At 58.8% G+C, this 24,915-nt stretch carries 24 protein-coding genes; 9 read left to right on the top strand and 15 right to left on the bottom strand.

The window, feature by feature from the left end; all coding sequences use genetic code 11:
- Nucleotides 1-2 precede the first annotated feature (2 nt).
- From lspA to murJ, 4 genes are all read right to left on the bottom strand, one after another.
- A complete protein-coding gene (gene lspA / locus WA225_RS19755; protein WP_007909836.1) occupies nt 3-515 on the bottom strand; it encodes a signal peptidase II in 513 nt (170 codons plus the stop codon).
- Entirely contained in the window at nt 508-3,339 is a 2,832-nt protein-coding gene (gene ileS, locus WA225_RS19750) for an isoleucine--tRNA ligase (RefSeq protein WP_422609236.1), read from the bottom strand. Before ileS ends, lspA begins: the two co-directional genes overlap by 8 nt.
- Before the next feature lie 13 nt (nt 3,340-3,352).
- Complete coding sequence (ribF, locus tag WA225_RS19745; protein ID WP_008078544.1) at nt 3,353-4,291, bottom strand: bifunctional riboflavin kinase/FAD synthetase; 939 nt, start codon at nt 4,289-4,291, stop codon at nt 3,353-3,355.
- Between the two features lie 129 nt (nt 4,292-4,420).
- Nucleotides 4,421-5,959 (bottom strand): murein biosynthesis integral membrane protein MurJ, encoded by a 1,539-nt coding sequence (gene murJ / locus WA225_RS19740; RefSeq protein ID WP_422609235.1) that lies wholly within the window; start codon nt 5,957-5,959, stop codon nt 4,421-4,423.
- 252 nt (nt 5,960-6,211) lie between these two features.
- On the opposite strand from murJ, the gene rpsT reads away from it, so the two are divergent.
- Nucleotides 6,212-6,484 (top strand): 30S ribosomal protein S20, encoded by a 273-nt coding sequence (rpsT, locus tag WA225_RS19735; RefSeq protein WP_003228351.1) that lies wholly within the window; start codon nt 6,212-6,214, stop codon nt 6,482-6,484.
- 185 nt (nt 6,485-6,669) lie between these two features.
- Here rpsT and WA225_RS19730 read toward each other — a convergent pair whose 3' ends face one another.
- The 5 genes from WA225_RS19730 to rplU form a co-directional block, all read right to left on the bottom strand.
- The gene (locus WA225_RS19730) at nt 6,670-7,137 is read right to left on the bottom strand and encodes a CreA family protein (protein ID WP_422609234.1); all 468 of its coding nucleotides are present in this window, start codon (nt 7,135-7,137) and stop codon (nt 6,670-6,672) included.
- Between the two features lie 10 nt (nt 7,138-7,147).
- Entirely contained in the window at nt 7,148-8,266 is a 1,119-nt protein-coding gene (proB, locus tag WA225_RS19725; protein WP_034153848.1) for a glutamate 5-kinase, read from the bottom strand.
- Nucleotides 8,267-8,389: 123 nt separating this feature from the next.
- On the bottom strand, nt 8,390-9,613 hold the full coding sequence (cgtA, locus tag WA225_RS19720) for an Obg family GTPase CgtA (RefSeq protein ID WP_422609233.1): 1,224 nt from the start codon (nt 9,611-9,613) through the stop codon (nt 8,390-8,392).
- A gap of 193 nt (nt 9,614-9,806) precedes the next feature.
- Complete coding sequence (gene rpmA, locus WA225_RS19715) at nt 9,807-10,064, bottom strand: 50S ribosomal protein L27 (RefSeq protein WP_003176049.1); 258 nt, start codon at nt 10,062-10,064, stop codon at nt 9,807-9,809.
- 34 nt (nt 10,065-10,098) lie between these two features.
- Nucleotides 10,099-10,413 (bottom strand): 50S ribosomal protein L21, encoded by a 315-nt coding sequence (gene rplU, locus WA225_RS19710; RefSeq protein ID WP_003176051.1) that lies wholly within the window; start codon nt 10,411-10,413, stop codon nt 10,099-10,101.
- A gap of 239 nt (nt 10,414-10,652) precedes the next feature.
- Here rplU and WA225_RS19705 point away from each other — a divergent pair, with 239 nt between their 5' ends.
- From WA225_RS19705 to WA225_RS19695, 3 genes are all read left to right on the top strand, one after another.
- Complete coding sequence (locus tag WA225_RS19705) at nt 10,653-11,621, top strand: polyprenyl synthetase family protein (RefSeq protein WP_093434797.1); 969 nt, start codon at nt 10,653-10,655, stop codon at nt 11,619-11,621.
- A 126-nt stretch (nt 11,622-11,747) separates the two neighbouring features.
- On the top strand, nt 11,748-12,089 hold the full coding sequence (locus tag WA225_RS19700; protein ID WP_064118733.1) for a zinc ribbon domain-containing protein YjdM: 342 nt from the start codon (nt 11,748-11,750) through the stop codon (nt 12,087-12,089).
- A 206-nt stretch (nt 12,090-12,295) separates the two neighbouring features.
- Nucleotides 12,296-12,553, top strand: coding sequence for a hypothetical protein (locus tag WA225_RS19695; RefSeq protein ID WP_007909813.1), 258 nt, complete (start codon nt 12,296-12,298; stop codon nt 12,551-12,553).
- A gap of 143 nt (nt 12,554-12,696) precedes the next feature.
- Here WA225_RS19695 and WA225_RS19690 read toward each other — a convergent pair whose 3' ends face one another.
- From WA225_RS19690 to WA225_RS19680, 3 genes are all read right to left on the bottom strand, one after another.
- Entirely contained in the window at nt 12,697-13,314 is a 618-nt protein-coding gene (locus WA225_RS19690; protein WP_064118735.1) for an FKBP-type peptidyl-prolyl cis-trans isomerase, read from the bottom strand.
- A 122-nt stretch (nt 13,315-13,436) separates the two neighbouring features.
- Complete coding sequence (locus WA225_RS19685; RefSeq protein ID WP_422609232.1) at nt 13,437-13,742, bottom strand: DUF6482 family protein; 306 nt, start codon at nt 13,740-13,742, stop codon at nt 13,437-13,439.
- 135 nt (nt 13,743-13,877) lie between these two features.
- Entirely contained in the window at nt 13,878-14,366 is a 489-nt protein-coding gene (locus tag WA225_RS19680; RefSeq protein WP_007909801.1) for a TIGR00645 family protein, read from the bottom strand.
- Nucleotides 14,367-14,525: 159 nt separating this feature from the next.
- Here WA225_RS19680 and WA225_RS19675 point away from each other — a divergent pair, with 159 nt between their 5' ends.
- Complete coding sequence (locus tag WA225_RS19675) at nt 14,526-16,355, top strand: hypothetical protein (RefSeq protein ID WP_422609231.1); 1,830 nt, start codon at nt 14,526-14,528, stop codon at nt 16,353-16,355.
- On the opposite strand, the gene WA225_RS19670 is transcribed toward WA225_RS19675, so the two are convergent.
- Entirely contained in the window at nt 16,352-16,672 is a 321-nt protein-coding gene (locus tag WA225_RS19670; protein ID WP_064118737.1) for a hypothetical protein, read from the bottom strand. The genes WA225_RS19675 and WA225_RS19670 overlap by 4 nt on opposite strands.
- A 325-nt stretch (nt 16,673-16,997) precedes the next feature.
- Entirely contained in the window at nt 16,998-19,436 is a 2,439-nt protein-coding gene (locus tag WA225_RS19665; protein WP_422609230.1) for a Lon protease family protein, read from the bottom strand.
- A 301-nt stretch (nt 19,437-19,737) separates the two neighbouring features.
- Between WA225_RS19665 and WA225_RS19660 the strand changes: the two genes are divergently transcribed.
- From WA225_RS19660 to WA225_RS19645, 4 genes are all read left to right on the top strand, one after another.
- Complete coding sequence (locus WA225_RS19660; RefSeq protein ID WP_007909797.1) at nt 19,738-20,226, top strand: DUF3015 domain-containing protein; 489 nt, start codon at nt 19,738-19,740, stop codon at nt 20,224-20,226.
- Between the two features lie 95 nt (nt 20,227-20,321).
- A complete protein-coding gene (locus WA225_RS19655) occupies nt 20,322-22,175 on the top strand; it encodes a DUF4105 domain-containing protein (RefSeq protein ID WP_422609229.1) in 1,854 nt (617 codons plus the stop codon).
- Nucleotides 22,176-22,394: 219 nt separating this feature from the next.
- Nucleotides 22,395-22,751, top strand: coding sequence for a hypothetical protein (locus WA225_RS19650; protein ID WP_422609228.1), 357 nt, complete (start codon nt 22,395-22,397; stop codon nt 22,749-22,751).
- Nucleotides 22,752-22,822: 71 nt separating this feature from the next.
- On the top strand, nt 22,823-23,317 hold the full coding sequence (locus WA225_RS19645) for a GreA/GreB family elongation factor (protein ID WP_422609227.1): 495 nt from the start codon (nt 22,823-22,825) through the stop codon (nt 23,315-23,317).
- On the opposite strand, the gene gdhA is transcribed toward WA225_RS19645, so the two are convergent.
- On the bottom strand, nt 23,314-24,651 hold the full coding sequence (gene gdhA / locus WA225_RS19640; protein ID WP_422609226.1) for an NADP-specific glutamate dehydrogenase: 1,338 nt from the start codon (nt 24,649-24,651) through the stop codon (nt 23,314-23,316). The two genes, WA225_RS19645 and gdhA, sit on opposite strands and share 4 nt — an antisense overlap.
- Nucleotides 24,652-24,915: the final 264 nt, after the last annotated feature.

Below are 24,915 nucleotides of genomic sequence, written 5' to 3'. Positions count from 1 at the left end.
GTTCAGTCATGAACGGCTTCTCCGGTCTTTTTACTTTTGAACATATCCAGTGCCAGCATCACCGCGCCAACGGTAATTGCGCTGTCGGCGAAGTTGAACGCCGGGAAGTACCAGCGGTTCTGCCAGTGCACCAGAATGAAATCGATCACATGGCCCAGGGCAATGCGGTCATACAGATTGCCCAGCGCGCCGCCCAGCACCAGCGCCAAAGCGACGGCCAGCCAGGTTTCGTTGCGGCCCAGACGCTTGAGCCAGACCACCAGCACCGCACTGACCACAATCGCGATCAGGGCGAACAGCCAGCGCTGCCAGCCGGAGCTGTCAGCCAAAAAGCTGAAGGCAGCGCCGGTGTTGTAAGCCAGGGTCCAGCTGAAGTAATCGGGAATGATCACGATCTGCTGGAACATCTCGAGCTTGCCTTCGAAGTAGAACTTGCTGGCCTGGTCAATGACCAGAACCAGCAAGCTCAACCAGAGCCAGCTCAACCGTCCGAAACGGCCAACGGCATTAGGCATAGTGACGAACCTCGCCAGCGCCGCTGATGTTGTCGACGCAACGACCGCAGATTTCCGGATGTTCCGGGTTCACGCCAACGTCTTCACGGCAGTGCCAGCAACGGGCGCACTTCGGGAAGGCCGATTTGACGATCTTCAGCTTCAGGCCGCTGACTTCAGTCACTACCGCATCGGCCGGAGCCTGTACGAACGGCGCAACACTGGCGGTCGAGGTGATCAGGACGAAGCGCAGTTCGTTGCTCAGCTTGGCCAGATCGGCGCTCAGGGCGTCTTCGGCGTACAGCGTCACTTCGGCTTGCAGGTTGCCACCGACAGCTTTCGCTGCGCGCTGGATTTCCATTTCTTTGTTGACCGCTACTTTGACCGCCATGACGCGCTCCCAGTAGTCGCGACCCAGTTCAACGTCAGCTGGCAGTTCGGTCAAGCCTTCGTACCAGGTGTTGAGCATGACCGATTCGTTACGCTCGCCCGGCAGGTATTCCCACAGTTCGTCGGCGGTGAAGGCGAGGATCGGCGCGATCCAGCGCACCAGCGCTTCGGAGATGTGGAACAGCGCGGTTTGCGCCGAACGGCGAGCCTTGCTGTTGGCGCCAGTGGTGTACTGACGGTCCTTGATGATGTCGAGGTAGAAACCGCCCAGCTCCTGCACGCAGAAGTTGTGGATCTTCGAGTAGACGTTCCAGAAACGGTATTCGCCGTAGTGCTCTTGCAGCTCGCGTTGCAGCAGCAGGGTGCGGTCTACCGCCCAACGATCCAGCGCGAGCATTTCTTCAGCCGGCAGGATGTCGGTGGCCGGGTTGAAACCCGTCAGGTTCGAGAGCAGGAAGCGCGCGGTGTTACGGATACGACGATAGGCGTCCGCACTGCGTTGCAGGATCTGGTCGGACACTGCCATTTCACCGGAGTAGTCGGTCGAAGCGACCCACAGACGCATGATGTCGGCGCCCAGGGTGTCGTTGACTTTCTGCGGCGCGATCACGTTGCCCAGCGATTTGGACATCTTGCGGCCAGCTTCGTCGACAGTGAAACCGTGGGTCAGCAGTTCGCGGTACGGCGCGTGGTTGTCGATGGCGCAACCGGTCAGCAGCGACGAGTGGAACCAGCCACGGTGTTGGTCGGAACCTTCCAGGTACAGGTCGGCACGCGGGCCGCTCTCGTGACCCATCGGGTGCGAACCGCGCAGGACGTGCCAGTGCGTGGTGCCCGAATCGAACCAGACGTCGAGGGTGTCGCTGATCTTGTCGTACAGCGGCGCTTCGTCGCCGAGCAACTCGGCAGCGTCCATCTTGAACCAGGCTTCGATGCCTTCGACTTCAACGCGCTTGGCGACTTCTTCCATCAGCTCAACGGTGCGTGGGTGCAGTTCGCCGCTTTCCTTGTTGAGGAAGAACGGGATCGGCACGCCCCAGTTGCGCTGACGCGAGATGCACCAGTCCGGACGGTTGGCGATCATCGAGTGCAGACGCGCCTGGCCCCAGGCCGGAACGAACTGGGTGTCTTCGATGGCTTTGAGCGAACGCACGCGCAGGGTGTCGCCGCTGGTTGGCTCTTTGTCCATGCCGATGAACCACTGCGCGGTGGCGCGGTAGATCAGCGGAGTCTTGTGGCGCCAGCAGTGCATGTAGCTGTGTTCGATGACGGTGGTGTGCATCAGCGCACCGACTTCGGTCAGCTTGTCGACGATGGCCGGGTTAGCCTTCCATATGAACTGGCCGCCGAAGAATTCCAGCGACGGCACGTACACGCCGTTGCTCTGCACCGGGTTGAGGATGTCGTCGTTGACCATGCCGTATTTCTTGCAGGTCACGAAGTCGTCCACGCCGTAGGCCGGGGCGGAGTGAACCACACCGGTGCCAGCACCGAGTTCGACGTAGTCGGCCAGGTACACCGGCGACAGACGATCGTAGAACGGGTGACGGAAGTTGATCAGCTCCAGCTCTTTACCGGTGGTGGTGGCGATGACCGCACCTTCAACGCCGTAGCGCGCCAGGCAGGCTTCAACCAGCTCTTCAGCCAGCACCAGCAATTTATCGCCGATGTCGACCAGGGCGTAGTTGAACTCCGGGTGAACGTTCAGCGCCTGGTTGGCCGGGATGGTCCACGGGGTGGTGGTCCAGATCACGATCGAGGCAGGTTTGCTCAGCGACGGCAGACCGAACGCGGCAGCCAGTTGGGCTTCGTCGGCGATCGGGAATGCTACGTCGATGGTCGAGGACTTTTTGTTCTCGTACTCGACTTCCGCTTCAGCCAGGGCCGATCCGCAGTCGAAGCACCAGTTCACAGGCTTGAGGCCCTTGAACACAAAACCGCCCTTGACGATTTCAGCCAAAGCGCGGATTTCACCGGCCTCGTTCTTGAAATCCATGGTCTTGTACGGGTTGGCCCAGTCGCCCAGCACGCCGAGACGGATGAACTCGGACTTCTGCCCTTCGATCTGCTCGGTGGCGTAGGCACGGCACAGTTCGCGGGTCTTGTCCGCGCCCAGATTCTTGCCGTGGGTCACTTCAACCTTGTGCTCGATCGGCAGGCCGTGGCAGTCCCAACCCGGAACGTACGGCGCGTCGAAACCCGACAGGGTCTTCGAGCGGATAATCATGTCTTTGAGAATCTTGTTCAGTGCGTGACCGATGTGGATCGTGCCGTTGGCATACGGAGGGCCGTCATGCAGAACGAACTTCGGACGATCCTTGCCAATCTCGCGCAACTTTCCGTACAGGCCAATACTGTCCCAGCGCTGCAGGATCTGCGGTTCGCGCTGTGGCAGGCCGGCCTTCATTGGGAAGGCGGTGTCCGGAAGGTTAAGCGTGGCTTTATAGTCGGTCATTTAAGGCTCTTCATTAGCGATGGGCGCTAGGTGCGGCTAGTGCACGGGCGGTGGCGACATCCGCATTGATCGCCGTTTTCAATGCCTCCAGGGAGGCGAAGCGCTGCTCTTCACGCAGCTTTTGGTGGAAAACCACCGTCAAACGCCGGTCATACAGATCGCCGGCAAAATCTAAAAGATGGACTTCAAGGTGGGCTTTGCCATCACCTTGCACCGTGGGCCGCACGCCGATGTTGGCGACGCCGGGCCAGGTCTTGCCGTCGATATCGACATCCACCAGGTACACCCCGGTGAACGGCACGCGACGACGCTTGAGTTGAATGTTGGCAGTGGGCGTACCCAGTTGCCGGGCCAGTTTCTGGCCATGCAGCACACGACCGGCGATCCGGTACGGGCGACCGAGCAAACGTTCGGCCAAGGCAAAATCGGCGGCGGCCAAGGCGTTGCGCACCTGCGTGCTGCTGACGCGAATGCCGTCCAGCTCGACGGTTTGCGCGGCTTCAACGGTAAAACCGTGCATCTGCCCGGCCTGCAGCAGGAAATCGAAATCGCCGAGACGGTCGCAACCGAAGCGGAAATCGTCACCGACCTCCAGATGCTGCACGCCGAGGCCATCAACCAAGATGGTATCGACGAACTCACTGGCGCTGAGCTTGCTCAAGCGCTGGTTGAAGGCCAGGCACAACACCCGGTCAACGCCTTCAGCGGCCAGCAGTTGCAGCTTGTCGCGCAACCGGGCCAGACGCGCCGGTGCGGTCTCGGGGGCAAAGAATTCCCGTGGCTGCGGCTCGAAAATCACCACGCAGCTGGGTACGCCCAACTCGAGCGCACGCTCACGCAGTCGGGCCAGGATAGCCTGGTGACCACGGTGAACACCGTCAAAGTTGCCAATAGTGGCGACGCAGCCCCGATGCTGGGGGCGCAAGTTGTGGAGGCCTCGAACCAGCTGCATAACGCGCTTCTTGCTCATAAAGTGGTCGATTATAACCACACCCGACGGTCGACGACAGGCAACACCGTAACGCAAAGTGATCGAGCCGACAAAACTGCCGGCCCGCGCCTGTTTATAAAGGGTAAAACCTCAGCTCAAGGCCTTGCGATTGAAGTCGCGCAGACGGAAACCGAGCAGCAGCAACATACCGAAATAGGACACCACACCCGCCGCAACCAATGCGCCCAGACGCAGGAAGCGCTCAAGCATGTGCCCCTGATCCCATGGCGGCATGAAATGCATGCCGATCAGCAGCACCACGGACATCACCGCCACTGCCACCACCAGTTTGAAGCCGAACTTGGCCCAACCCGGCTGCGGCTGATACATCTGCTGCTTGCGCAGCTGATAAAAAAGCAACCCGGCATTCAGGCAGGCACCGGCGCTGATCGCCAGGGCCAGACCGGCGTGAGCCAGAGGGCCAATCAGCACCAGGTTGAACAACTGAGTGACGACCAGCGTGAAGATTGCGATTTTTACTGGCGTGCGGATGTTCTGTTGCGCATAAAAGCCCGGCGCCAGCACCTTGATCACGATAATCCCGAGCAGGCCGACAGAATAAGCAATCAGCGCTCGCTGGGTCATTTCCGCATCAAAGCCACTGAACTGGCCGTACTGGAACAGCGAAACCGTCAGCGGCTCGGCGAGAATCCCCAGTGCCAGCGAACACGGCAGCACCAGCACGAAGCACAGGCGCAGGCCCCAATCGAGAATTCGCGAGTATTCATGGCGATCTTTACTGGCGTAGGTTTTCGCCAGCGTCGGCAACAAAATAGTCCCGAGCGCCACACCAAGCACGCCGGATGGGAGCTCCATCAAACGGTCGGCGTAATACATCCACGACACCGAGCCTGCGACCAGAAACGAGGCGAAGATGGTGTTGATGATCAGCGAAATCTGGCTGACCGAGACGCCGAGAATCGCCGGCAACATCTGCTTCATCACCCGCCACACACCGCTGTCACGCAGATTCAGGCGCGGCAGCACCAACATGCCGATTTTCTTCAGGTGTGGCAGCTGATAGAGCAATTGCGCCAGGCCGCCGACCAATACCGCCCAACCGAGCGCCATCACCGGCGGATCGAAGTACGGCGTCAGGAACAGCGAAAACACGATCATGCTGACGTTGAGCAGGGTCGGCACGAACGCCGGCACCGAGAAACGGTTCCAGGTATTGAGAATCGCGCCCGCCAGCGAGGACAGGGAGATCAGCAATATATAAGGGAATGTCACCCGCAACAGATCAGAGGTGAGCTGGAATTTTTCCGGTGTGTCGGTAAAACCCGGGGCCGTGGCCCAGATCACCCACGGCGCGGCGATCATGCCCAGCGCAGTGACGACCGCCAGCACCAACGTCAGCAAGCCCGATACGTAAGCAATGAACGTACGCGTCGCTTCTTCGCCCTGCTGGCTTTTGTATTCGGCCAGAATCGGCACGAATGCCTGCGAGAAAGCGCCCTCGGCGAAGATCCGCCGCAGCAGATTGGGCAATTTGAAGGCGATAAAGAAGGCGTCCGTCGCCATTCCGGCACCGAATGTACGGGCAATCAATGTGTCACGAACAAACCCCAAAACCCGGGAAAGCATCGTGATAGAGCTGACGGCGGCCAACGATTTGAGCAGATTCATTGAGGGAATTTGTGCCTGTCGATAAACAGCAGGCGAACAAAGCGCCTACTTGTGCGATACTCCGCGCCGCAGCAGCACAGAGCCAAAGCTCGCGAGTTTACAGGTCAAGCGCCGGAAATAAATATCCCGCCTCTTTATACCTACCACTTAGCGGAACGTTTCAAGTGCCCTTGACAAGACTTCAACTCATCGGCATGATTCGCGGCCTATTTTGTTTGCTATTTCCTAAAAAGTCTTTCGAGGAGCTCGACGGTGGCCAACTCACCTTCCGCCAAAAAACGTGCAAAACAGGCTGAGAAGCGTCGCAGCCACAACGCCAGCCTGCGTTCCATGGTTCGCACCTACATCAAGAATGTAGTTAAAGCCATCGACGCAAAAGACGCTGAAAAAGCTCAAGCTGCATACGTTCTGGCTGTGCCAGTTATCGACCGTATGGCCGATAAAGGCATCATCCACAAGAACAAGGCTGCTCGCCATAAGAGCCGTCTGAATGGCCACGTCAAAGCGCTGAAAGAAGCTGCTTAATCGACGTAGTCATTAAAAAACCGACCTTAGGGTCGGTTTTTTATTGCCTGTTATTTGGCAAATCCGGCGCAAAAAAATGCAGGCCTTCGCCTGCTCGCGATAGCGGTGTATTAGTCAGATGTATATTTGCCGACTAATACACCGCTATCGCGAGAAGGCGAAGGCCTACAGTTGGTTTTGCGGTGTTATTGCTGGACCGGGACCCAGGGCAGGATCGGGATCGCGGTCACGGCATTCTGCGGACTACCCTCAATCAAGCGGTCGCTGTAGACCAGATACACCAGCGTATTGCGCTTCTTGTCGAGAAAACGCACCACCTGCATGGTCTTGAACACCAGCGAAGTGCGCTCCTTGAATACCTCATCGCCATCCTTCAGATCACCCTTGAACTTGATCGGGCCGACCTGACGACAAGCGATCGATGCCTCTGCGCGATCTTCAGCCAAGCCCAAACCACCTTTCACGCCGCCAGTCTTGGCGCGCGACAGGTAGCAGGTCACCCCTTCAACCTTCGGGTCATCGAATGCTTCGACGACGATCCGGTCATTCGGGCCGACGAATTTGAACACAGTCGACACCTGACCGATTTCTTCGGCCGAGGCCAGCAATGGCAGCGCCACCAGCAAGCCCAACAATCCTTTTGCTAAACGCATGGAGTTTTCCTTAGACCAGAATCAGGTTGTCACGGTGAACCAGTTCCGGCTCCGCCATGTAACCGAGCAAACCGACAATCGCATCCGACGACTGACCGATGATTTTTTGTGCTTCCAGCGCACTGTAGTTGGCCAGGCCACGGGCAATCTCACGACCGTCCGGCGCCACACAGACCACCATTTCACCGCGGCGGAAACTGCCCTGAACCAGTTTGACGCCCACTGGCAGCAGACTTTTGTTGCCCTGGGACAATGCCGACACCGCACCATCATCCAGCACCAGGGTGCCGCGAGTTTGCAGATGCCCGGCCAGCCACTGCTTGCGTGCCGCGAGCATGCCGCGCTCAGGCGACAGCAATGTGCCGATACGCTCACCCGCTTTCAGACGATCGAGCACGCGCTCAAGACGCCCACCAACAATGATCGTGTGCGCACCGGAACGTGCCGCCAGTCGCGCCGCGCGCAACTTGGTCTGCATGCCACCACGCCCCAGCGCACCACCGGTACCACCCGCCACCGCATCCAGACTCGGATCATCGGCACGCGCTTCGTATATCAGCTGCGCATCAGGGTTGTTGCGCGGATCAGCATCGAACATGCCGTCGCGATCGGTGAGGATCACCAGCAGGTCCGCCTCGACCAGGTTCGCCACCAGCGCCGCCAGTGTGTCGTTGTCGCCGAAGCGGATTTCGTCGGTGACCACGGTGTCGTTTTCATTGATGACCGGGATGACTTTCAGCTCGACCAGCGCGCGCAGGGTGCTGCGAGCATTGAGGTAGCGTTTGCGATCAGACAGGTCGTCATGCGTCAGGAGAATCTGTGCAGTGTGCCGGCCATGCTCGGCGAAGCTCGATTCCCACGCCTGCACCAAGCCCATCTGACCAATCGCAGCGGCCGCCTGGAGCTCGTGCATCGCACTGGGTCGTGCGGTCCAGCCCAAACGACTCATGCCGGCCGCCACGGCTCCAGAGGACACCAGCACCAACTCGACGCCAGCCTCATGCAAGGCCACCATCTGCTCGACCCAGACACTCATTGCCGCGCGATCCAGCCCCTTGCCATCAGCTGTCAGCAAAGCGCTGCCGATCTTCACGACCCAACGCTGCGCACCTGTCACCTTGCTCCGCATCATCTTCAACCTTAGCTTGAGGGCAGCGCGACCCAGCGCCGCCCATGACGTTATTTGTGACTTGCGATTTCCAGATACTAAAACGCCGCTCGATTGAGCGGCGCTTAAGTTTACTGCAACGAATCAGTCACGCACGTAAATGATTTCCGGACCGTCTTCGTCATCCACATCTTCTTCGTCCCAATCATCTTCGCCGATGTCATGGACCGACTTCACGCCACTGCGACGCAGGGCACGCTTGTCATCCAGCGCCTGCAATTGCGCGCGCGCCTCGTCTTCGATGCGCTGATCGAGATCGGCCAGCTCTTCCTTGTAAGCCGGGTCATTGGCCAGACGATCGGCGCGGTCTTCCATGTAACGCATGATGTCGTGGCACAGACGCTCGGTACCGATCTTGGCGATCGCCGAGATCACATAGACCGGACCAGTCCACTCGAGGCGCTCAACGATTTCCTTGACGCGCTCATCGTGCTCTTCTTCAAGGATCTGGTCGCACTTGTTCAGCACCAGCCAACGATCGCGCTCTGCCAGGGACGGGCTGAACTTGATCAGTTCGTTGACGATCACTTCCGCCGCGTCCGGTGCACTGGAATCATCCAGCGGCGCCATGTCGACGAGGTGCAGCAACAGGCGCGTACGCGCCAAGTGCTTGAGGAAACGAATACCCAGACCAGCGCCGTCGGAAGCACCTTCGATCAGACCCGGGATGTCCGCGACCACGAAGCTCTTCCAGCGATCGACGCTGACCACACCCAGGTTCGGCACCAGGGTGGTGAACGGGTAGTCGGCAACTTTCGGCTTGGCGGCCGATACCGAGCGGATAAAAGTACTTTTACCGGCGTTCGGCAAACCGAGCAGACCGACGTCGGCCAGCACTTTCATTTCCAGTTTCAGGTCGCGCTGTTCACCCGGCTTGCCCGGCGTGGTTTGACGCGGCGCGCGGTTGGTACTGGACTTGAAACGAGTGTTACCCAGACCGTGCCAACCGCCCTGCACTACCATCAGTTTCTGGCCAGCCTTGGTCAGGTCGCCAATCACTTCCTGGGTAGCAGAGTCGATCACCGTGGTGCCGACCGGCACGCGCAGGATCAGATCTTCACCCTTTTTACCGGTGCAGTCGGTGCTGCCACCGTTGGAGCCACGCTCGGCATCGAAGTGCCGGGTGTAACGGTAGTCGACCAGGGTGTTGAGGTTTTCGTCAGCCATCATGTAGATGGAACCGCCGTCACCGCCATCACCGCCGTTAGGACCACCGTTTTCGATGAATTTTTCCCGACGGAAACTCATGGCGCCATTGCCGCCATCACCAGCCTTTACGCGAATCGATACTTCATCAACAAACTTCATAACCAACGCCTCTCGCCGTACGGACGAGCCGAAAAACAATCAAGACATAAGACTCTTGCAAAAATGAGCGCAGCGACCCCAAAACACGACCTGCATCGCACGCCGACAGCCCATACAAACAGCTTTGCAAGAGACTCACCCCACAAACGAAAAAGCCCCGTCGCGAGACAGGGCTTTTCCAGCGATCGCGCAATTAAGCGGCGACAACGCTCACGTAACGGCGGTTGAACGCGCCTTTTACTTCAAACTTGATCACGCCTTCGATTTTCGCGAAGAGGGTGTGATCCTTACCCATGCCAACGCCGTAGCCAGCGTGGAATTGAGTGCCGCGCTGACGCACGATGATGTTGCCCGGAATGATTTTCTGGCCGCCATACATCTTAACGCCAAGGCGTTTGGCTTCTGAGTCGCGACCGTTACGGGTACTACCACCAGCTTTTTTGTGTGCCATGAGTCAATTCTCCTAGTGAGGAATTAGGCTGAAATTAAGCCTGAATACCGGTGATTTTGATCTCGGTGTACCACTGGCGGTGGCCCATACGCTTCATGTGGTGCTTACGGCGACGGAACTTGATGATGCGGACTTTATCGTGACGACCTTGGGAGATCACTTCAGCCACAACGGTAGCGCCAGCAACAACTGGAGCGCCGATATTCACGTCGTCGCCATTGGCAACCAACAGAACGCGATCAAAGGTAACGGATTCGCCGGTAGCGATTTCCAGTTTTTCGATCTTCAGGTATTCACCTGGGGCGACTTTGTACTGCTTGCCGCCAGTAACGATTACTGCATAAGACATGGTATTTCTCCGATAATCCTGCTCACCCAGCTCTTTATAAGAAGAGGTATTGGCTGGCATGGCTGCATAAGGCTGGAAGGCCCGTTGCAATTGCGTAAGGCAGGTGCTGCCCAGGAAGTTCAGGGTGCGCGATTGTACGCAAGCTGCGAGTGTCACGCAAGAGGCCGTCCATCGCGCCTTGACAGGTCCGGATGTGGGTCCTAGCATGCCGCGCAACCCTTCTGGAGCGACTCTCGCTGATGCAACCCCAAGCTTTCTACCGCGCGGTGGCGGACGATTTTAGCGCCGTCGACGGCATCATCAAGAAGCAGCTGACTTCCCGAGTTCCGCTGGTATCGAAAATCGGCGATTACATTACCTCGGCCGGCGGCAAGCGTCTGCGTCCTTTATTAGTGTTGCTGTGTGGCAAGGCCCTGGGTCGCGAAGGCGACGACATGCGTCTTTTGGCCGCCACCATCGAATTCCTGCACACCGCGACCCTGCTGCATGACGACGTCGTCGACATGTCCGGCATGCGCCGTGGCCGCTCGACCGCCAACGCCATGTGGGGCAACGCGCCCAGCGTGCTGGTCGGCGACTTCCTGTACTCGCGCTCGTTCGAAATGATGGTCGAACTCGGTTCGATGCCGGTGATGAAGATTCTGTCCCAGGCCACGCGCATCATCGCCGAAGGCGAAGTGTTGCAACTGTCCAAGGTGCGCGACGCCAGCACCACCGAAGAAACCTACATGGAAGTCATCCGCGGCAAGACCGCGATGCTCTTCGAAGCCTCGACCCACAGTGCCGCCGCATTGGCCGGCGCTACCGCTGAGCAGAGCGAAGCCCTGCGTACCTTCGGCGATCACCTCGGCGTGGCGTTCCAACTGGTCGACGACCTGCTCGACTACAAGGGCGATGCGGAAACCCTGGGCAAGAACGTCGGTGACGATCTGGCCGAAGGCAAGCCGACCCTGCCGCTGATCTACACCATGCGTGAAGGTACGGCTGAACAGGCTGCACTGGTGCGCCAGGCGATCCAGAAAGGCGGGATCGAAGACCTGGAAAGCATCCGCATTGCCGTGGAAGCGTCCGGTTCGCTGGAGTACACCGCGCAACTGGCCCGCGATTACGTGGCCCGTGCGATCAAGTGCCTCGATGCGCTGCCGGCCAGCGAATATCGCGATGCGCTGGTTGAGCTGAGCGAGTTTGCGGTCGCCCGTACGCACTGATTCTGCCCGCCTCAGCAAAAGCCGCAGCCTTCCTTTGAAGCCTGCGGCTTTTTGTTGCCTGCCCTCTCGCGATTAAAACCCTATATAATGTGCGACTTTTAGCGATCCACATCCCAAGGAGCCTTAGTGAGCACGTTGCCACCCTGCCCGAAATGCAATTCCGAATTCACCTACGAAGACGGTACCCAACTGGTGTGCCCGGAGTGCGCCCACGAGTGGTCCGCCAATGGCGAAGCCGAAGTGGCCTCCGATGATGCCGTGAAGAAAGATTCGGTCGGCAACGTCCTGCAGGACGGCGACACCATCACCGTGATCAAGGACCTCAAGGTCAAGGGCACCTCGCTGGTGGTCAAGGTCGGCACCAAGGTCAAAAATATCCGCCTGTGCGATGGCGACCACGACATCGACTGCAAGATCGACGGCATCGGCCCGATGAAACTCAAATCCGAGTTCGTCAGAAAAGTCTGATTCTGCTGCCATCCATCCCGCGCCAGCCGTGGGATGGAGCTTCGCCCTCCCCACCCTGCCTCGAAAAAACCACGCAATAGCCAAACGCCAGCCGTTTTGACCTTACGCAATCTTTACCCGGAAAAATTCACAATCTGCCAATAGACACTTGCTATTTTGATAATAAGAATTATTCTCATCAAACACCTTCAATGGAGATGAGAACCATGACTTATTTGATCGACGCGTGGCTGGATCGCCCACACCCTTACCTCAGAATCCTCCATCGGGAGACCGGCGAAGTCTGTGCGGTACTTGAGGAAGAAGCCTTGCATGAGCTGCAGGATCAAGGTGATCTGGACGTCAGCAGCCTCAATTCCAGCGAGCCGCTGGTGCTCAAGGAGCTGGTGCGCAATCTGTTCCTGTTCTGCTACGCCCGGGCCTTGCGCCCAACCAGTGAACTGCAGCACAAGATAGAACTATGAAACTGCAACATGTCGGAGCAAGCCCTGTGGGAGCGAGCTTGCTCGCGAAGAGGCCATAACATTCAACATCATCGTTGAATAACATACCGCTTTCGCGAGCAAGCTCGCTCCCACATGACCGAGCCCGCTCCAACAATCAGGTCTTACAGAACGTCCAGCAGCTCGACGTCGAATACCAGCACGCTGTGCGGCGGGATGCTGCCAACGCCTTGAGCGCCGTAAGCCAGTTCGCTCGGCACGTACAGACGCCATTTGCTGCCGGCATTCATCAGTTGCAGGGCTTCGGTCCAGCCAGCGATCACGCCGCCAACCGGGAATTCTGCAGGCTGGCCGCGCTCGTAGGAGCTGTCGAACACAGTGCCGTCGATCAGCGTGCCGTGGTAGTGGGTACGTACCTGGTCTTCACGGGTCGGCTTGGCGCCTTCGCCCTGCGTCAGCACTTCGAATTGCAGGCCGGAAGCCAGAGTGGTGATGCCGTCGCGCTTGGCGTTTTCAGCCAGGAAAGCCAGGCCTTCGCCAGCAGCGGCTTCAGCTTTGGCCGCCGCTTCGGCTTGCATGATTTCGCGGATAACCTTGAAGCTGGCGGACAGCTCTTCCTGACCCACACGGCTTGGCAGACCGCCGAACGCGTCGGTCAGACCCGCCAGGATGGCGTCCAGGCTAACGCCCGGTGGCGGGTTGTCGCGCAGCTGGTCACCCAGCTGACGGCCGATACCGTAGCTGACGCGGGTTTCGTCGGTGGACAGATTTACTTCGGACATGACACTGCTCCGCTGTGCGGACGGCCACAAGACTTGCCGTGCGTGCACAGCGCGTCCCGGCGCGCCCGGAACCAAAAGGGCGAGCAGACTAGCACAGATGCTCCGGCGATGGCGCGCAACGCCTACAGGGCTGAACGCCAGGCGAGCGGCACTTTCAGGCTTTCCTCGCCACTGGCGCCCAGGCCACACATTTCATCGTGTACCGAGGTGTGCACGAGATTGAACGGCAGCACCGGAAAGTTGTGCAGCAAATCCCGCGCATGCTCCACCGAGCGCAATGTCAACATCTTCCCCTTGAGATCACGCAGAGGAACCGCCGCCCCGTGCATCCGCGCTTCGAGCAGATAAATCCCGCCTTCCATGGAGATCAGGTTCAACTCATCGACCTTTCTGGCGATGGCAAACGCATTCAACTCTTGCAGGTTCATGAACACACCTCACGCAGTGGCGACTCAAGACCTCTACAGGGATATGCCCGCACGGAACAAAGCACAAGCCACAAACGACACCGCCCGTCTGTTTCGCAACAGACGGGCGGTGTTTTCGCATTGATCAGCGGTTGATCAGTGCTTGGTAACCTTGTCCAGGTAACCCATGGCGAACGCCGAGACCACAAACGTCATGTGGATGATCACGTACCACATCAAGTGCTCGGGATCGACGTTCTTGGCGTCCATGAAGATGCGCAGCAAGTGGATCGAAGAAATCGCCACGATCGAGGCCGCGACTTTCATCTTCAGCGACGACGAGTCCATGGTGCCGAGCCAACTGAGCTTTTCCTTGCCTTCATCGATGTTCAGCTCAGAGACGAAGTTCTCGTAGCCGGAAATCATCACCATCACCAGCAGGCCGCCAACCAGCGCCATATCGATCAGCGACAGCAGCACCAGAATCAGTTCCGATTCGGCCATCGAGAACACGTTGGGCAGGATGTGGAACACTTCCTGGAAAAATTTCAGTGCCAGCGCCAGCAACCCGAGGGACAGCCCGATATAGATCGGCGCCAGCAGCCAGCGCGAGGCGTACATTGCATTTTCGATAAAGCGTTCCATTGAATCTCACACAAGGGGCTGGAAATGGCGGCGAGTATACCAGCGACCTGTGACAGCCAGAAACCGCCCGCAAATCCGTCACCTGCGTGTGTGTGTCATTTTTTTTCTGCTAGTGTCCAAACCATTGACAGCCCGTGACTGTGGACAGGACGAGTGGAAATGGATGTGCGATTACCGATAACGACTGCCGGAATGTGCCTCGCGCTGCTGATGAGCGGCTGCTCACCCAGCGATGAAAAACACGCGGCGAGCCTTGAAGAAAAAACGGCAAAGTTCGAGCAGTCACTGGATGCCATCACTGACCCGAAGCTCAAGGAGGCCGTGGCCGAGCTCGGCAGTTCACTGCTGTTGCTTGAACGTGCACAGGTCAAACTCGACGATATTCCAGCACGCACCGAATACGGTGAAGACGCCCTCGCCGTGCTCAAGCACTACCCGGCTCCGCAGGCGCTGGTCGACACCTTCATCAACGGCCTGTTCGTGCTGCACAAGGATGCCAGCTCCGATTACCTCACCGATCTGCAACCGGTATTCCCGTTCAACCTGAACATTCCCGGCGGCTTCCTGTTCCCCCATGGCGTGGAATGGCAGTCGGTGACGCTGAGCAACAAACGCGTGATCCCTTACCAGCCGGAATGGTCGGAAACCGATCCGGGCATTCAGCTCAGCCCCTCCAGCTCCAACGTCACCAACCCCGACGACCTGACAGTGACCTACCCGTTCATCGACGGCCTCGACGTCGACAAGAAGTCCCTGCCGCAACCGGTCAGCCTGCAAGGCCAGATCGAAGTCATCGCGCCGCGCCGCTTGTACAGCTTCGACCTGACACAAAAGGATGTCGGCCAGACCCGCACCAATGACAACCTCAGCGTCAAATTGCTGAAACTGGAAAAGAACTACGCCGAAGTCGAATTCAGCAACAACCTGCCACTGGTCGCGGAAGTGGCAGACGCGCAGCTCAATCCTCTGATTGTTCAGGCCCGTGATAAAACCGGGCAGTACCTGATACGCGCAGGCTCAATCAATGAGAGCCCGGAGCAAGTGGCGTTCTACGAAAAACAGCTGGCTGACCTGCAACGACAAAAGAACTGGAGCGATGCTCTGGAAAAGCAGCTCACGCAAGAGCAGCAGGCATTCGAGGAACAACACCCGCGGCGCTACAACAAGGTCTACTTCAATGGCCCGATCGAAACCCTGGAAGTCAGCGTGCTCGACTTTTCCTCGGCGACGGTGACGCGTAAATCGCTGGATCTGCCGATCCGCACGTTCAATCAACACACCACGGAAAAAGCCATTGCGCCGCTGGATCTGCCGGTGACGGTCTATGACGACCTGGCGGTCAACTGGCTCAAGGGTGCGAGCCTGACCGAAGAACAGCTGAAGGCAGGCATTCGCGTCCATCAGTCAGTGGAAGAGCCGAGCGCCGCACGCATCGAGTTTTCCCATCGCCGTTCTTTCAACGATGAGTTACTGGGCGATGACTTCAATCCGGGCGTCAGCCCTGTAACGTTTTTTACCGAGAAGCGCAGCGGCAAACTCGATGAGCCGATCGAATTGCCGCCCGAGGCGTATCAAGTCGATCCGCTGCGCGCGACGATTACTTACGATCTGAATCTGTTCCCGGAAACCCCGGCGATTGCCGTTGGTTCGATGCCATTGTTTCTCGCAACCGTGGCCAAGCAGGCGTACGACGCCCAATCCTTGCCCAAAGGTCTGGAAATCAAGAACAACCAGCTGGTGGTGGACCTAAAACTGTTTCCACCCAATGAATGGCGTTTCTTCGTCAAGGATGACAGCGGCAACTACCTCAAGCAGGTTCTGTCGGTCAGCCATGACGCGAGCGCAGAAGGCCCGGCGTTGTTCGGCGTGCATTACTTCTATGGTCGCCCGACCCACGTGGAAACCTATCAGCGCACCGACCTCGCCACCGTGCAATACGGCTTTGAGGTCAAACTCGACAAGGCGCCAGCCACCGGCTCGGCGCACTAACTGTTGAGGCTGCGGCCCCGTCCGCCGTTGATCTGGCGCAACTGGGCTTGCAGGTGCAGGCTCCAGATTTGCGGATCATCGGCCAGTTCGTAGCCATGCAATGTCAGGCTTTCAACGATGGTGTCGAGTATCGATTCGGCGGCGACCGGCCCATGAAACGGGCCCTGGGCTTTGATCGCTGAAGGTTGTTCGCCGGCCATGCCGGCCGCGAAGAGCAGCGTCCACATGCCGTTATCGCCGGCCAAGGGTTTGATGGCGCATTCGATACGGGTCACAAGACCCAGGCATTGACGGGTGAGGCAGAGGTTGCGCGACATGGCGGCGACCCTCGGTGAAGCCGGTATTCAGCCCCCACGAGAGGACTGGCTCGATCCAGTGATACTGTCGATATCCTTGAGCTGAGGATAGAAGAAAAGTCTGCTGCGCAAGCCGAATGAGACCAGAAGGCGCCGAATGGTCATTGTGTGAAGATTGGCGCCAGAGTTGTGGCGAATTTTCCGAAGATCCCCACAAAAATCAATCTGGAAAAACAACTGTGGGAGCGAGCTTGCTCGCGAATACGGAGTGTCAGGCAACTGATTCGTCGACTGATACGCCGCTTTCGCGAGCAAGCTCGCTCCCACAGGGTTCGTTTTAAGACTGTTAAGCCGGTTTGGCTTCGGCCAGCGCCTCTTGTGCCAACTCCTTCTCGGCTTCCTTGAGGTCTTCTTCGCTGATCATTTCGGCGATGTCGCGCAGGCGTTCGACCACTCGGGCGTTGATGCTGCCTTCCGGGAATTCGCCGTCGGCATTCGGCTCACCGGCCGGTTCACCGACCAGCAGGCTCAGCGCCTCGTCGGCCTGGCGTACCGCGTACACGTGAAACTGCCCGGCACGCACCGCCGCCAATACCTTCTCATCAAGCATCAGCGTGGCAACGTTGGCCTGTGGAATGATCGCGCCCTGCTCGCCCGTCAGTCCGCGCGCTTCACAGAGACGGAAGAAGCCTTCGATCTTCTCGTTGACCCCACCCACCGCCTGCACTTCGCCGAACTGGTTGATCGAACCGGTGATCGCAAAGCATTGCTTGAGCGGGGTTTTCGACAGCGCCGAAATCAGCGTGCACGCCTCGCCCAGCGACGCACTGTCGCCATCGACGTAACCGTACGACTGCTCCAGCGCGATGCTCGCGGAAATCGCCAGCGGGAATTCCTGGGCGTAACGGCTGCCCAGATACCCGGTGAGGATCATCACGCCTTTGGAGTGGATCGGCTGACCGAGGTTGACCTCACGCTCGATGTCGACAATGCCGCTACCGCCCGGGTACACCGTGGCGGAAATCCGCGCCGGCACACCGAACGCCGAATCACCGACTTCGAGTACGGTCAGACCGTTGCACTTGCCGACCGCCGCGCCGTCGGTGTCGATCAGGATGATCCCGGCGAGCATGTCGTCGAGAATCCGCGCCGACACACGCCCGGTGCGCGTGGCTTTGGCTTTCAGGGCACGTTCGATGTGCCCGGCATCAGTCATTTCATCGCCGGCCAGATGACGGATGAAATCCGCCTCGCTGACCAGTTGGAACAGATCACCGATGCGCGCCGACAAACGCCCCTGATGCTCAGCCAGTCGTGCGCTGTAAGTCGCCAGACGCGCCACCGCATCGGCGGTCAGCGGCGCCATGCCTTCTTCCGAAGTACGGGTTTTCAACAGCTGGGCAAATTGCTCCAGGCTCTCGTCGACCATCGGGATGTCTTCATCGAAGTCGACCAGAACGCGGAACATCTCCTGGAAGTCCGGATCGAGATCCTGCAGCGTGTAGTACAGCGACCGCGCACCGATGATGATGACTTTGACCTGCAACGGAATGTGCTGCGGGTTGAGCGTCACGGTGGCGAAACGGCCCATCTCGCCCAGCGGCGATTCCATTTTCAGCTTGCGCGATTGCAGGGCGCGTTTCAGCGCATCCCACACGAATGGCTCGCTGAGCATTTTTTCCGCTTCAAGAATCAGGAAACCACCGTTGGCGCGGTGCAAGGCGCCCGGACGCAACTGACGATAAGTGGTGTAGAGCGCGCCCTGATCGGTGGTGTATTCGATGCGACCGAACAGGTTTTCGTAGGTCGGGTGCGGCTCGAAAACGACCGGCGCACCGCCGCTGGCCGGATGCCCGACCACCAGGCTTGGCGCGTATTGCTCTTCGAGCAGTTTGCGTGCGACGGCGTCGGTCTTGCTGTCGTCGACCAGTTGCTCGACCACGGTTTTCAACAGATAAACCTGCATCGCTTGCAGGTAACCGCAGACGGCCGCGTTCTCGGCGTACTTCTCCGACAGCGGCGACAGCAATGGCTGCAAGGCCAACGTGATGGTTTCTTCGTTGAGCGAACGCAGTTGATTGTTCGATTCGCGTTTCCACTGCGGCAGGCTGGCGAGTTCTTCGTTCAGACGCTCTTCGAGGCCGGAGATGTCTTCGTGGAAACGCTCGCGATCGGCTTCCGGCAACTGGGCGAATTCGGCTTCGTCCAGCGCTTTACCGTCGAGCATCGGCGTGAAGGCAACGTTGCTGCTGTCGCGGTACAGGGCGACGTCTTTTTCCAGGGCCAGGCGCTCGATGATGTCGAGGGCCTTGTCATAGCGCTGGTTGAAGGCGCGGTCGATGGCGCTTTTCTTTTGCTGGTAGGACGGGTGCTCGAACACCGCTGGAAACGTTGCCAGCAGGTTATCGATCAAGCCGTTGATGTCACCGATAAAGACGCCGGCAGTGCCGGAAGGCAATTCCAGCGCTCGCGGCTCGCGCGGCTCATCGAAATTGTTGACGTAGACCCAGTCCGCCGGGGTCTGCAGGCGTTTGCCTTCTGCTTTCAGGTAGCGTTTGACGAACGAGAAGCGGCCAGTGCCGGGCTCGCCCATGACAAAGACGTTGTAACCGGGGCGGGGCATGGCCACACCGAACTGCAAGGCTTCGACCGCGCGTTCCTGGCCGAGCACACCGCGAAAGGGCTCCAGATCATTGGTGGTAGTGAAGCTGAACTGTTCAGCGGAAAACGGACGGGTCAGCGCTTCGGGCGCAAGACGCAAGCTGGCAGCAACAGGATCAGGCATCGGGCTTCCTTAACAATCAGGCGGGGCAGATAGCGGCATTCTGGCGCTGCCCGTGCCCCACTGGCAAGGCGCGCCACATGACAAAGCATAGACAACCGGCCAAGGCTGCGGCCCGCCCCCGGAAACCGGGGTTTATTCCAAATATTTTGCAAAAAACCACGGAACCCCTGGAACGTGCCTAAACTCCAAACTGCGCGGCTGGAACTAATACCGGCCCACTGGCTTCGTTTGGATCTGTTTCGTACAGAGCTTGGGGGGCCAGAACCCTGTCCATTGGTATGCACACAAAGAGAACAAAGCTATGAAACGGATTCTTCTCGGTACTCTCTTCACCGCTGTATCCATCAACGCAATGGCGCAAGCTCCAGGCGGCCCGGATTGCGGTTGGGGCAACATGCTGTTCGAAGGTCAGCGTGGCACCCCTGCTCACTTCCTCGCTTCCACCACCAACGGCACGTCCGGTAACGCCACCTTCGGGATGACGTCCGGCACCAACGGTTGCTCGACCAACGCATCGCTGACCTACGGCGGCAAATCCTGGTTTGCCATGAATGGCATGATGAACGAGCTGTCCGAAGACATGGCCAAAGGCAACGGCGAAGCGCTGACGACTTATGCCGTGGTACTGGGCGTGGCGCCGGAAGACCGTGCGCACTTCGCGGCTGTGACTCACGAGCACTTCCAGCAGATCTTCAGCAAGGCTGACGTGACCGCTGAAGACGTGCATACCAACACCCTGGCCGTACTGAAATCGGATCCTCGTCTGGCCAAGTACGCGACTCAGGCTTAAGCTCGACCCCTGCCCGCTTCCTTCGGGAAGCGGGTTTTGTTTTTTCGGCCCGCCCTCCTTGGGTCTTTATTTCTTTCCTGTTCAAGTTGCCGACTATGCTCAAACGCCTTGCCTGGCTGGCGCTCTGTGTCTGCGCCCCGCTGTCCGCCGCGCCCCACATCGACCCTCAACGTTTGCAGCAACTGGCCAACGACCGCTTCTGGATTTCCCTCGGTCACTACGAAACCGCCAAACTCGGCGGCTGGCGCAGCTATGTCAGCGACAAGAAATTCTTTCTGGCGCCCGACGGCAACGAACATCCCGATCACGAACTGGCGGCCACCGTGCAAGCGCTGTACGCCCCGGCCAGCCTCGGCGAGCAGCATGCGCAATGCGTTTATCCGGCACGCACCCGCTGGCTGAAAGCACAGCTCAAGCTCAGCGATCTGCCAGCGCCGGAATGCGCCGAGTACAAGAAGTGGTTCAAGGATGTTTCGCCGCACAGCGCGGTGATGATCTTCCCGGCGGCTTATTTGAACAGTCCGTCATCGATGTTCGGCCACACCCTGCTGCGTATCGACCAGGCTGACGTGCAGGCCGACAAGACCTCGCTGCTCAGTTACGCGATCAACTTCGGCGCCTACATCGAAGGTTCGGACAACAGCATTCTCTACGCTTGGAAAGGCTTGATGGGCGGTTATCCGGGCCTGTTCGCACTGGTGCCGTATCAGGAAAAACTCTCCGAATACCGCAGTCTGGAAAACCGCGATTTGTGGGAATACCGACTGAACCTGACCCAGGAAGAAACCGCGCGCATGGTCGAACATGTGTGGGAGTTGAAGCAGATTCAGTTCGACTATTTCTTCTTCGACGAAAACTGCTCGTATCGTCTGCTTGAGTTGCTGCAGGTGGCGCGGCCGAGTCTGCGCCTGACCGAACAATTCCCATTGACCGCGATTCCCACCGATACCGTCAAAGCGGTGAAGGAAGCCAGGCTGGTGGAAAGTATCGAATACCGGCCATCGCGCGAGCGTGAATTACTCAGCCGTGCCGAGCCGCTCAGTGATGAAGAACAGCAATGGGTGCTGAAAGTCAGCGCCGATCAGCAAGTGCTGCAGGATCCAGCCTTCAAAGCCCTGCCCCGCGACCGTCAGGCGCTGATCATCGACGCGGCGTATCGCCTCGAACGCTACCGCGCCAACGGTCAGGAACGTGATCCGCAACGGGCGCAACGCAGTTTCGAATTGCTGCGGGCGATCAACAAGAATCCCGCGCCCGAGCTGGACATTCCGCAACCGGGCCTGCCTGAAGACGGCCACGAATCACGCACCTGGCAGGCCGGTCTCGGCACCCGCGGTGACCGTGCGTTCGGCGAGTACGGTTTGCGCATGGCCTATCACGATCTCAACGACAACGCCGAAAGCTTCCCGCTCGGCGCGCAGATCGAAATCCTGCAGATGAAGTTGCGTCAGTACGAAGGTAATCACTGGCAGTTCCAGCAACTGGATCTGGCGACGATTCGCTCGCTGACACCGCGCAATGAGCTGCTGCAGCCATTGTCGTGGCAGGTCACCGGCGGTCTTGAGCGCGTACCCGGCAAGCATGATGACGAAACGCTGGTCAGCCATGTCAACGGTGGCGGTGGCGGTACCTGGGCGCTGGGTGACGATGTGTTGGGTTTTGCCCTCGGCACCGTGCGCGTTGAACACAACAATGACTTCGCTGAATTTGTTTCTCCGGCCGGCGGTTTCAATACCGGCGTGTTGTGGAAAAACCCGTTGGGGAATATGAGCCTGGAAGCCAAGGGGGATTACTTCTTCAATGGCGAAGTGCGCCGCAGCCTGAGTTTGAACCAGCAGTGGGAATTGTCGCGCAACCTCGGTTTGCGTTTAAGTGCGCAGCGCGAGTTCAGCCACCTTGCCACGCCGGAAACCGAAGTCATGCTTGAGGTGAAGTGGTATCACTACTGATCCCGAACACAGCACAGAACCAATGTGGGAGCGAGCTTGCTCGCGAAAGCGGTGGGTCAGTCGATATTAAAACCGCCTGACACGACGCCTTCGCGAGCAAGCTCGCTCCCACAGGGGATTTGTGGCGTTAATGGATTTTTCACGGGGCTTGGACAGCCGCCTCATGAATCCCCTTCTAGACTTTCCCCATAAGCCGGAGAACCGGCGCGGGAGAGTGCGATGTGGCGGTGTGCGGGTTTGCTGGGTGTTGTGCTGTTGCTGGGCGGTTGCCAGACCACCCATGAAGACTTGATCGCCAAGGGTTATCCACCGGCCTTCGCCGACGGCTTCGACGATGGCTGCGTTAGTGGTCGCCAGGCGGCCGGTTCGATCAGCGGCGAGTTTCGCAAGAACGTGCCGCGCTATCTCAAAGACAAGCAATACGCTGAAGGCTGGACCGATGGCTTCCGCCAGTGTCAGGCGATGCTGGAAAACAAGGATCGCGAGCAATACCGCACCGAACACTGGGACGAACGCGAGCGCGCCTGGCAGCAACAGAAAGATCAGGACGCCGGACGGGCTTATCGCTCGCAATAGGTCGCTTGCAGACATCCAGTGAAACCAAATGCCGGTGACCATGGCCCAAACGTTATTAACGGGAGGACAGCATGAGCCGCGCATTCGTCAACGAAGACAACGCCGCCGCACAAGCCGATCAGCCGGTCGAACGGCAGGTCAGTGAGCAACCCAATTACGTCACGCCGCAAGGCTTGACGCAGTTGCAGGGCAAAGTCGCCGAACTACAAACCTTGCACGCCGAGCAGTCGGCCAAAGGAGAGCAGGCCGATAAGCAGCGACTGGCCGATCTGCAGAGAGATTTGCGTTATTTCAATCAGCGCCTGAGCAGCGCACAGGTCGCGGTTGCCGCGACATCCACCGACACAGTGCAAATCGGTAGCTGGGTCACCTACGCCGATGAGCACGACACCGAACGGCGTGTGCAACTGGTTGGCGAAGATCAGGCCGATGCCGGCAAAGGCCTGATCAATTGGGGCTCACCGCTGGGCCGGGCGCTGCTCGGCGCCCGACTCAACGACGAAGTGCTGTGGCAGCGCCCCGCCGGTGATCAAGTGATCGAGGTGATCCGCATCGAACCGGCTTAAACCACGCCCTGCGCGAGCATTGCGTCGGCGACTTTGACGAAGCCGGCGATGTTCGCCCCTTTGACGTAGTTGATCCGGCCGTTCTCTTCGCCGTAATGCACGCAAGCGTGGTGGATCGACTGCATGATCGCGTGCAGCTTGCTGTCCACCTCACCCGCCGTCCACAGCAGGCGCATGGCGTTCTGTGACATTTCCAGACCACTCACCGCGACGCCGCCGGCGTTGGACGCCTTGCCCGGGGCGAACAGAATGCCGGCCTCGATAAAGATATCCACAGCCGCAAGCGTGGTAGGCATGTTCGCGCCTTCGGCCACGCACACGCAGCCATTGCGCAGCAGTGTGTGCGCGGCTTCAGCATCGAGTTCGTTTTGCGTGGCGCACGGCAACGCGATGTCGCACGGCAGCGACCACGGCAATTGCCCGGCGCGGAATTCCAGACCGAACGCTGCCGCCAGTTCGCTGATGCGTCCGCGTTTGACGTTTTTCAGTTCCAGCAGCGCCAGCCATTGCTCCTCGGTCAAACCCGCCTCGCAATACAACGTGCCTTCGGAGTCGGACAGGGAAATCACCTTGCCGCCCAGGTCCATGACTTTACGTGCGGCGTATTGCGCAACGTTGCCGGAACCGGAGATCGCCACACGCTTGCCTTCAACGGTCTGCTCACGACGCTTGAGCATTTCTTCAGCGAAATACACGCAACCGAAACCAGTGGCTTCCGGGCGAATCAGGCTGCCGCCGTAGGTCATGCCTTTGCCGGTCAGCACGCTGGTGAACTGATTGCTCAGGCGCTTGTACTGGCCAAACAGGAAACCGATCTCGCGCGCACCGACGCCGATGTCACCGGCCGGCACGTCAACGTCGGCGCCGATGTGGCGGTACAACTCGCTCATGAAGGCCTGGCAGAAACGCATGACTTCCGCGTCGCTCTTACCCTTCGGATCGAAATCGGAACCGCCCTTGCCGCCGCCCATGGGCAACGAGGTCAGGGAGTTTTTGAAGGTCTGTTCGAAGGCGAGGAATTTCAGCACGCCAAGGTTCACCGAAGCATGGAAGCGCAAGCCGCCCTTGTACGGGCCGATGGCGCTGTTCATCTGGATGCGGAAACCGCGATTGACCTGGACCTTGCCTTGATCGTCGACCCATGACACACGGAACACCACCGCGCGCTCCGGCTCGCAGATGCGCTCCAGAATCCCCGAGGTCAGGTAATGCGGATTGGCTTCGAGAAACGGCCACAGACTGCGCAGGACTTCTTCAACGGCCTGGTGAAATTCGGGTTGATCCGGATCGCGTTTTTTCAGGCGGGCGAGGAAGGATTCGACGGATTCGATCATGGCAAAAGTCTCGGCAAATTTATTGTCGTTGGAGGAGATTGGGCCGGACTGTACCAAACGAATTGCGCACTGGAACAGCGCAAAATGTCGCAGTTATGAAATTAAATGGTGCACAGGATATAAATCAGGCGGTTTTTTGGACCTGCTTTGCACTCTAATGGTGAGATTAGATTCACGCCATGCACCAACAGTTACACCCCCTTCGCGAGCAAGCTCGCTCCCACATTTGAAATGCGTTCCCCTGTGGGAGCGAGCTTGCTCGCG

The sequence above is a fragment of the Pseudomonas sp. genome (assembly GCF_049300855.1).
Taxonomy (GTDB): Bacteria; Pseudomonadota; Gammaproteobacteria; order Pseudomonadales; family Pseudomonadaceae; genus Aquipseudomonas.
This window is presented reverse-complemented; position numbering and strand designations above follow the sequence as displayed.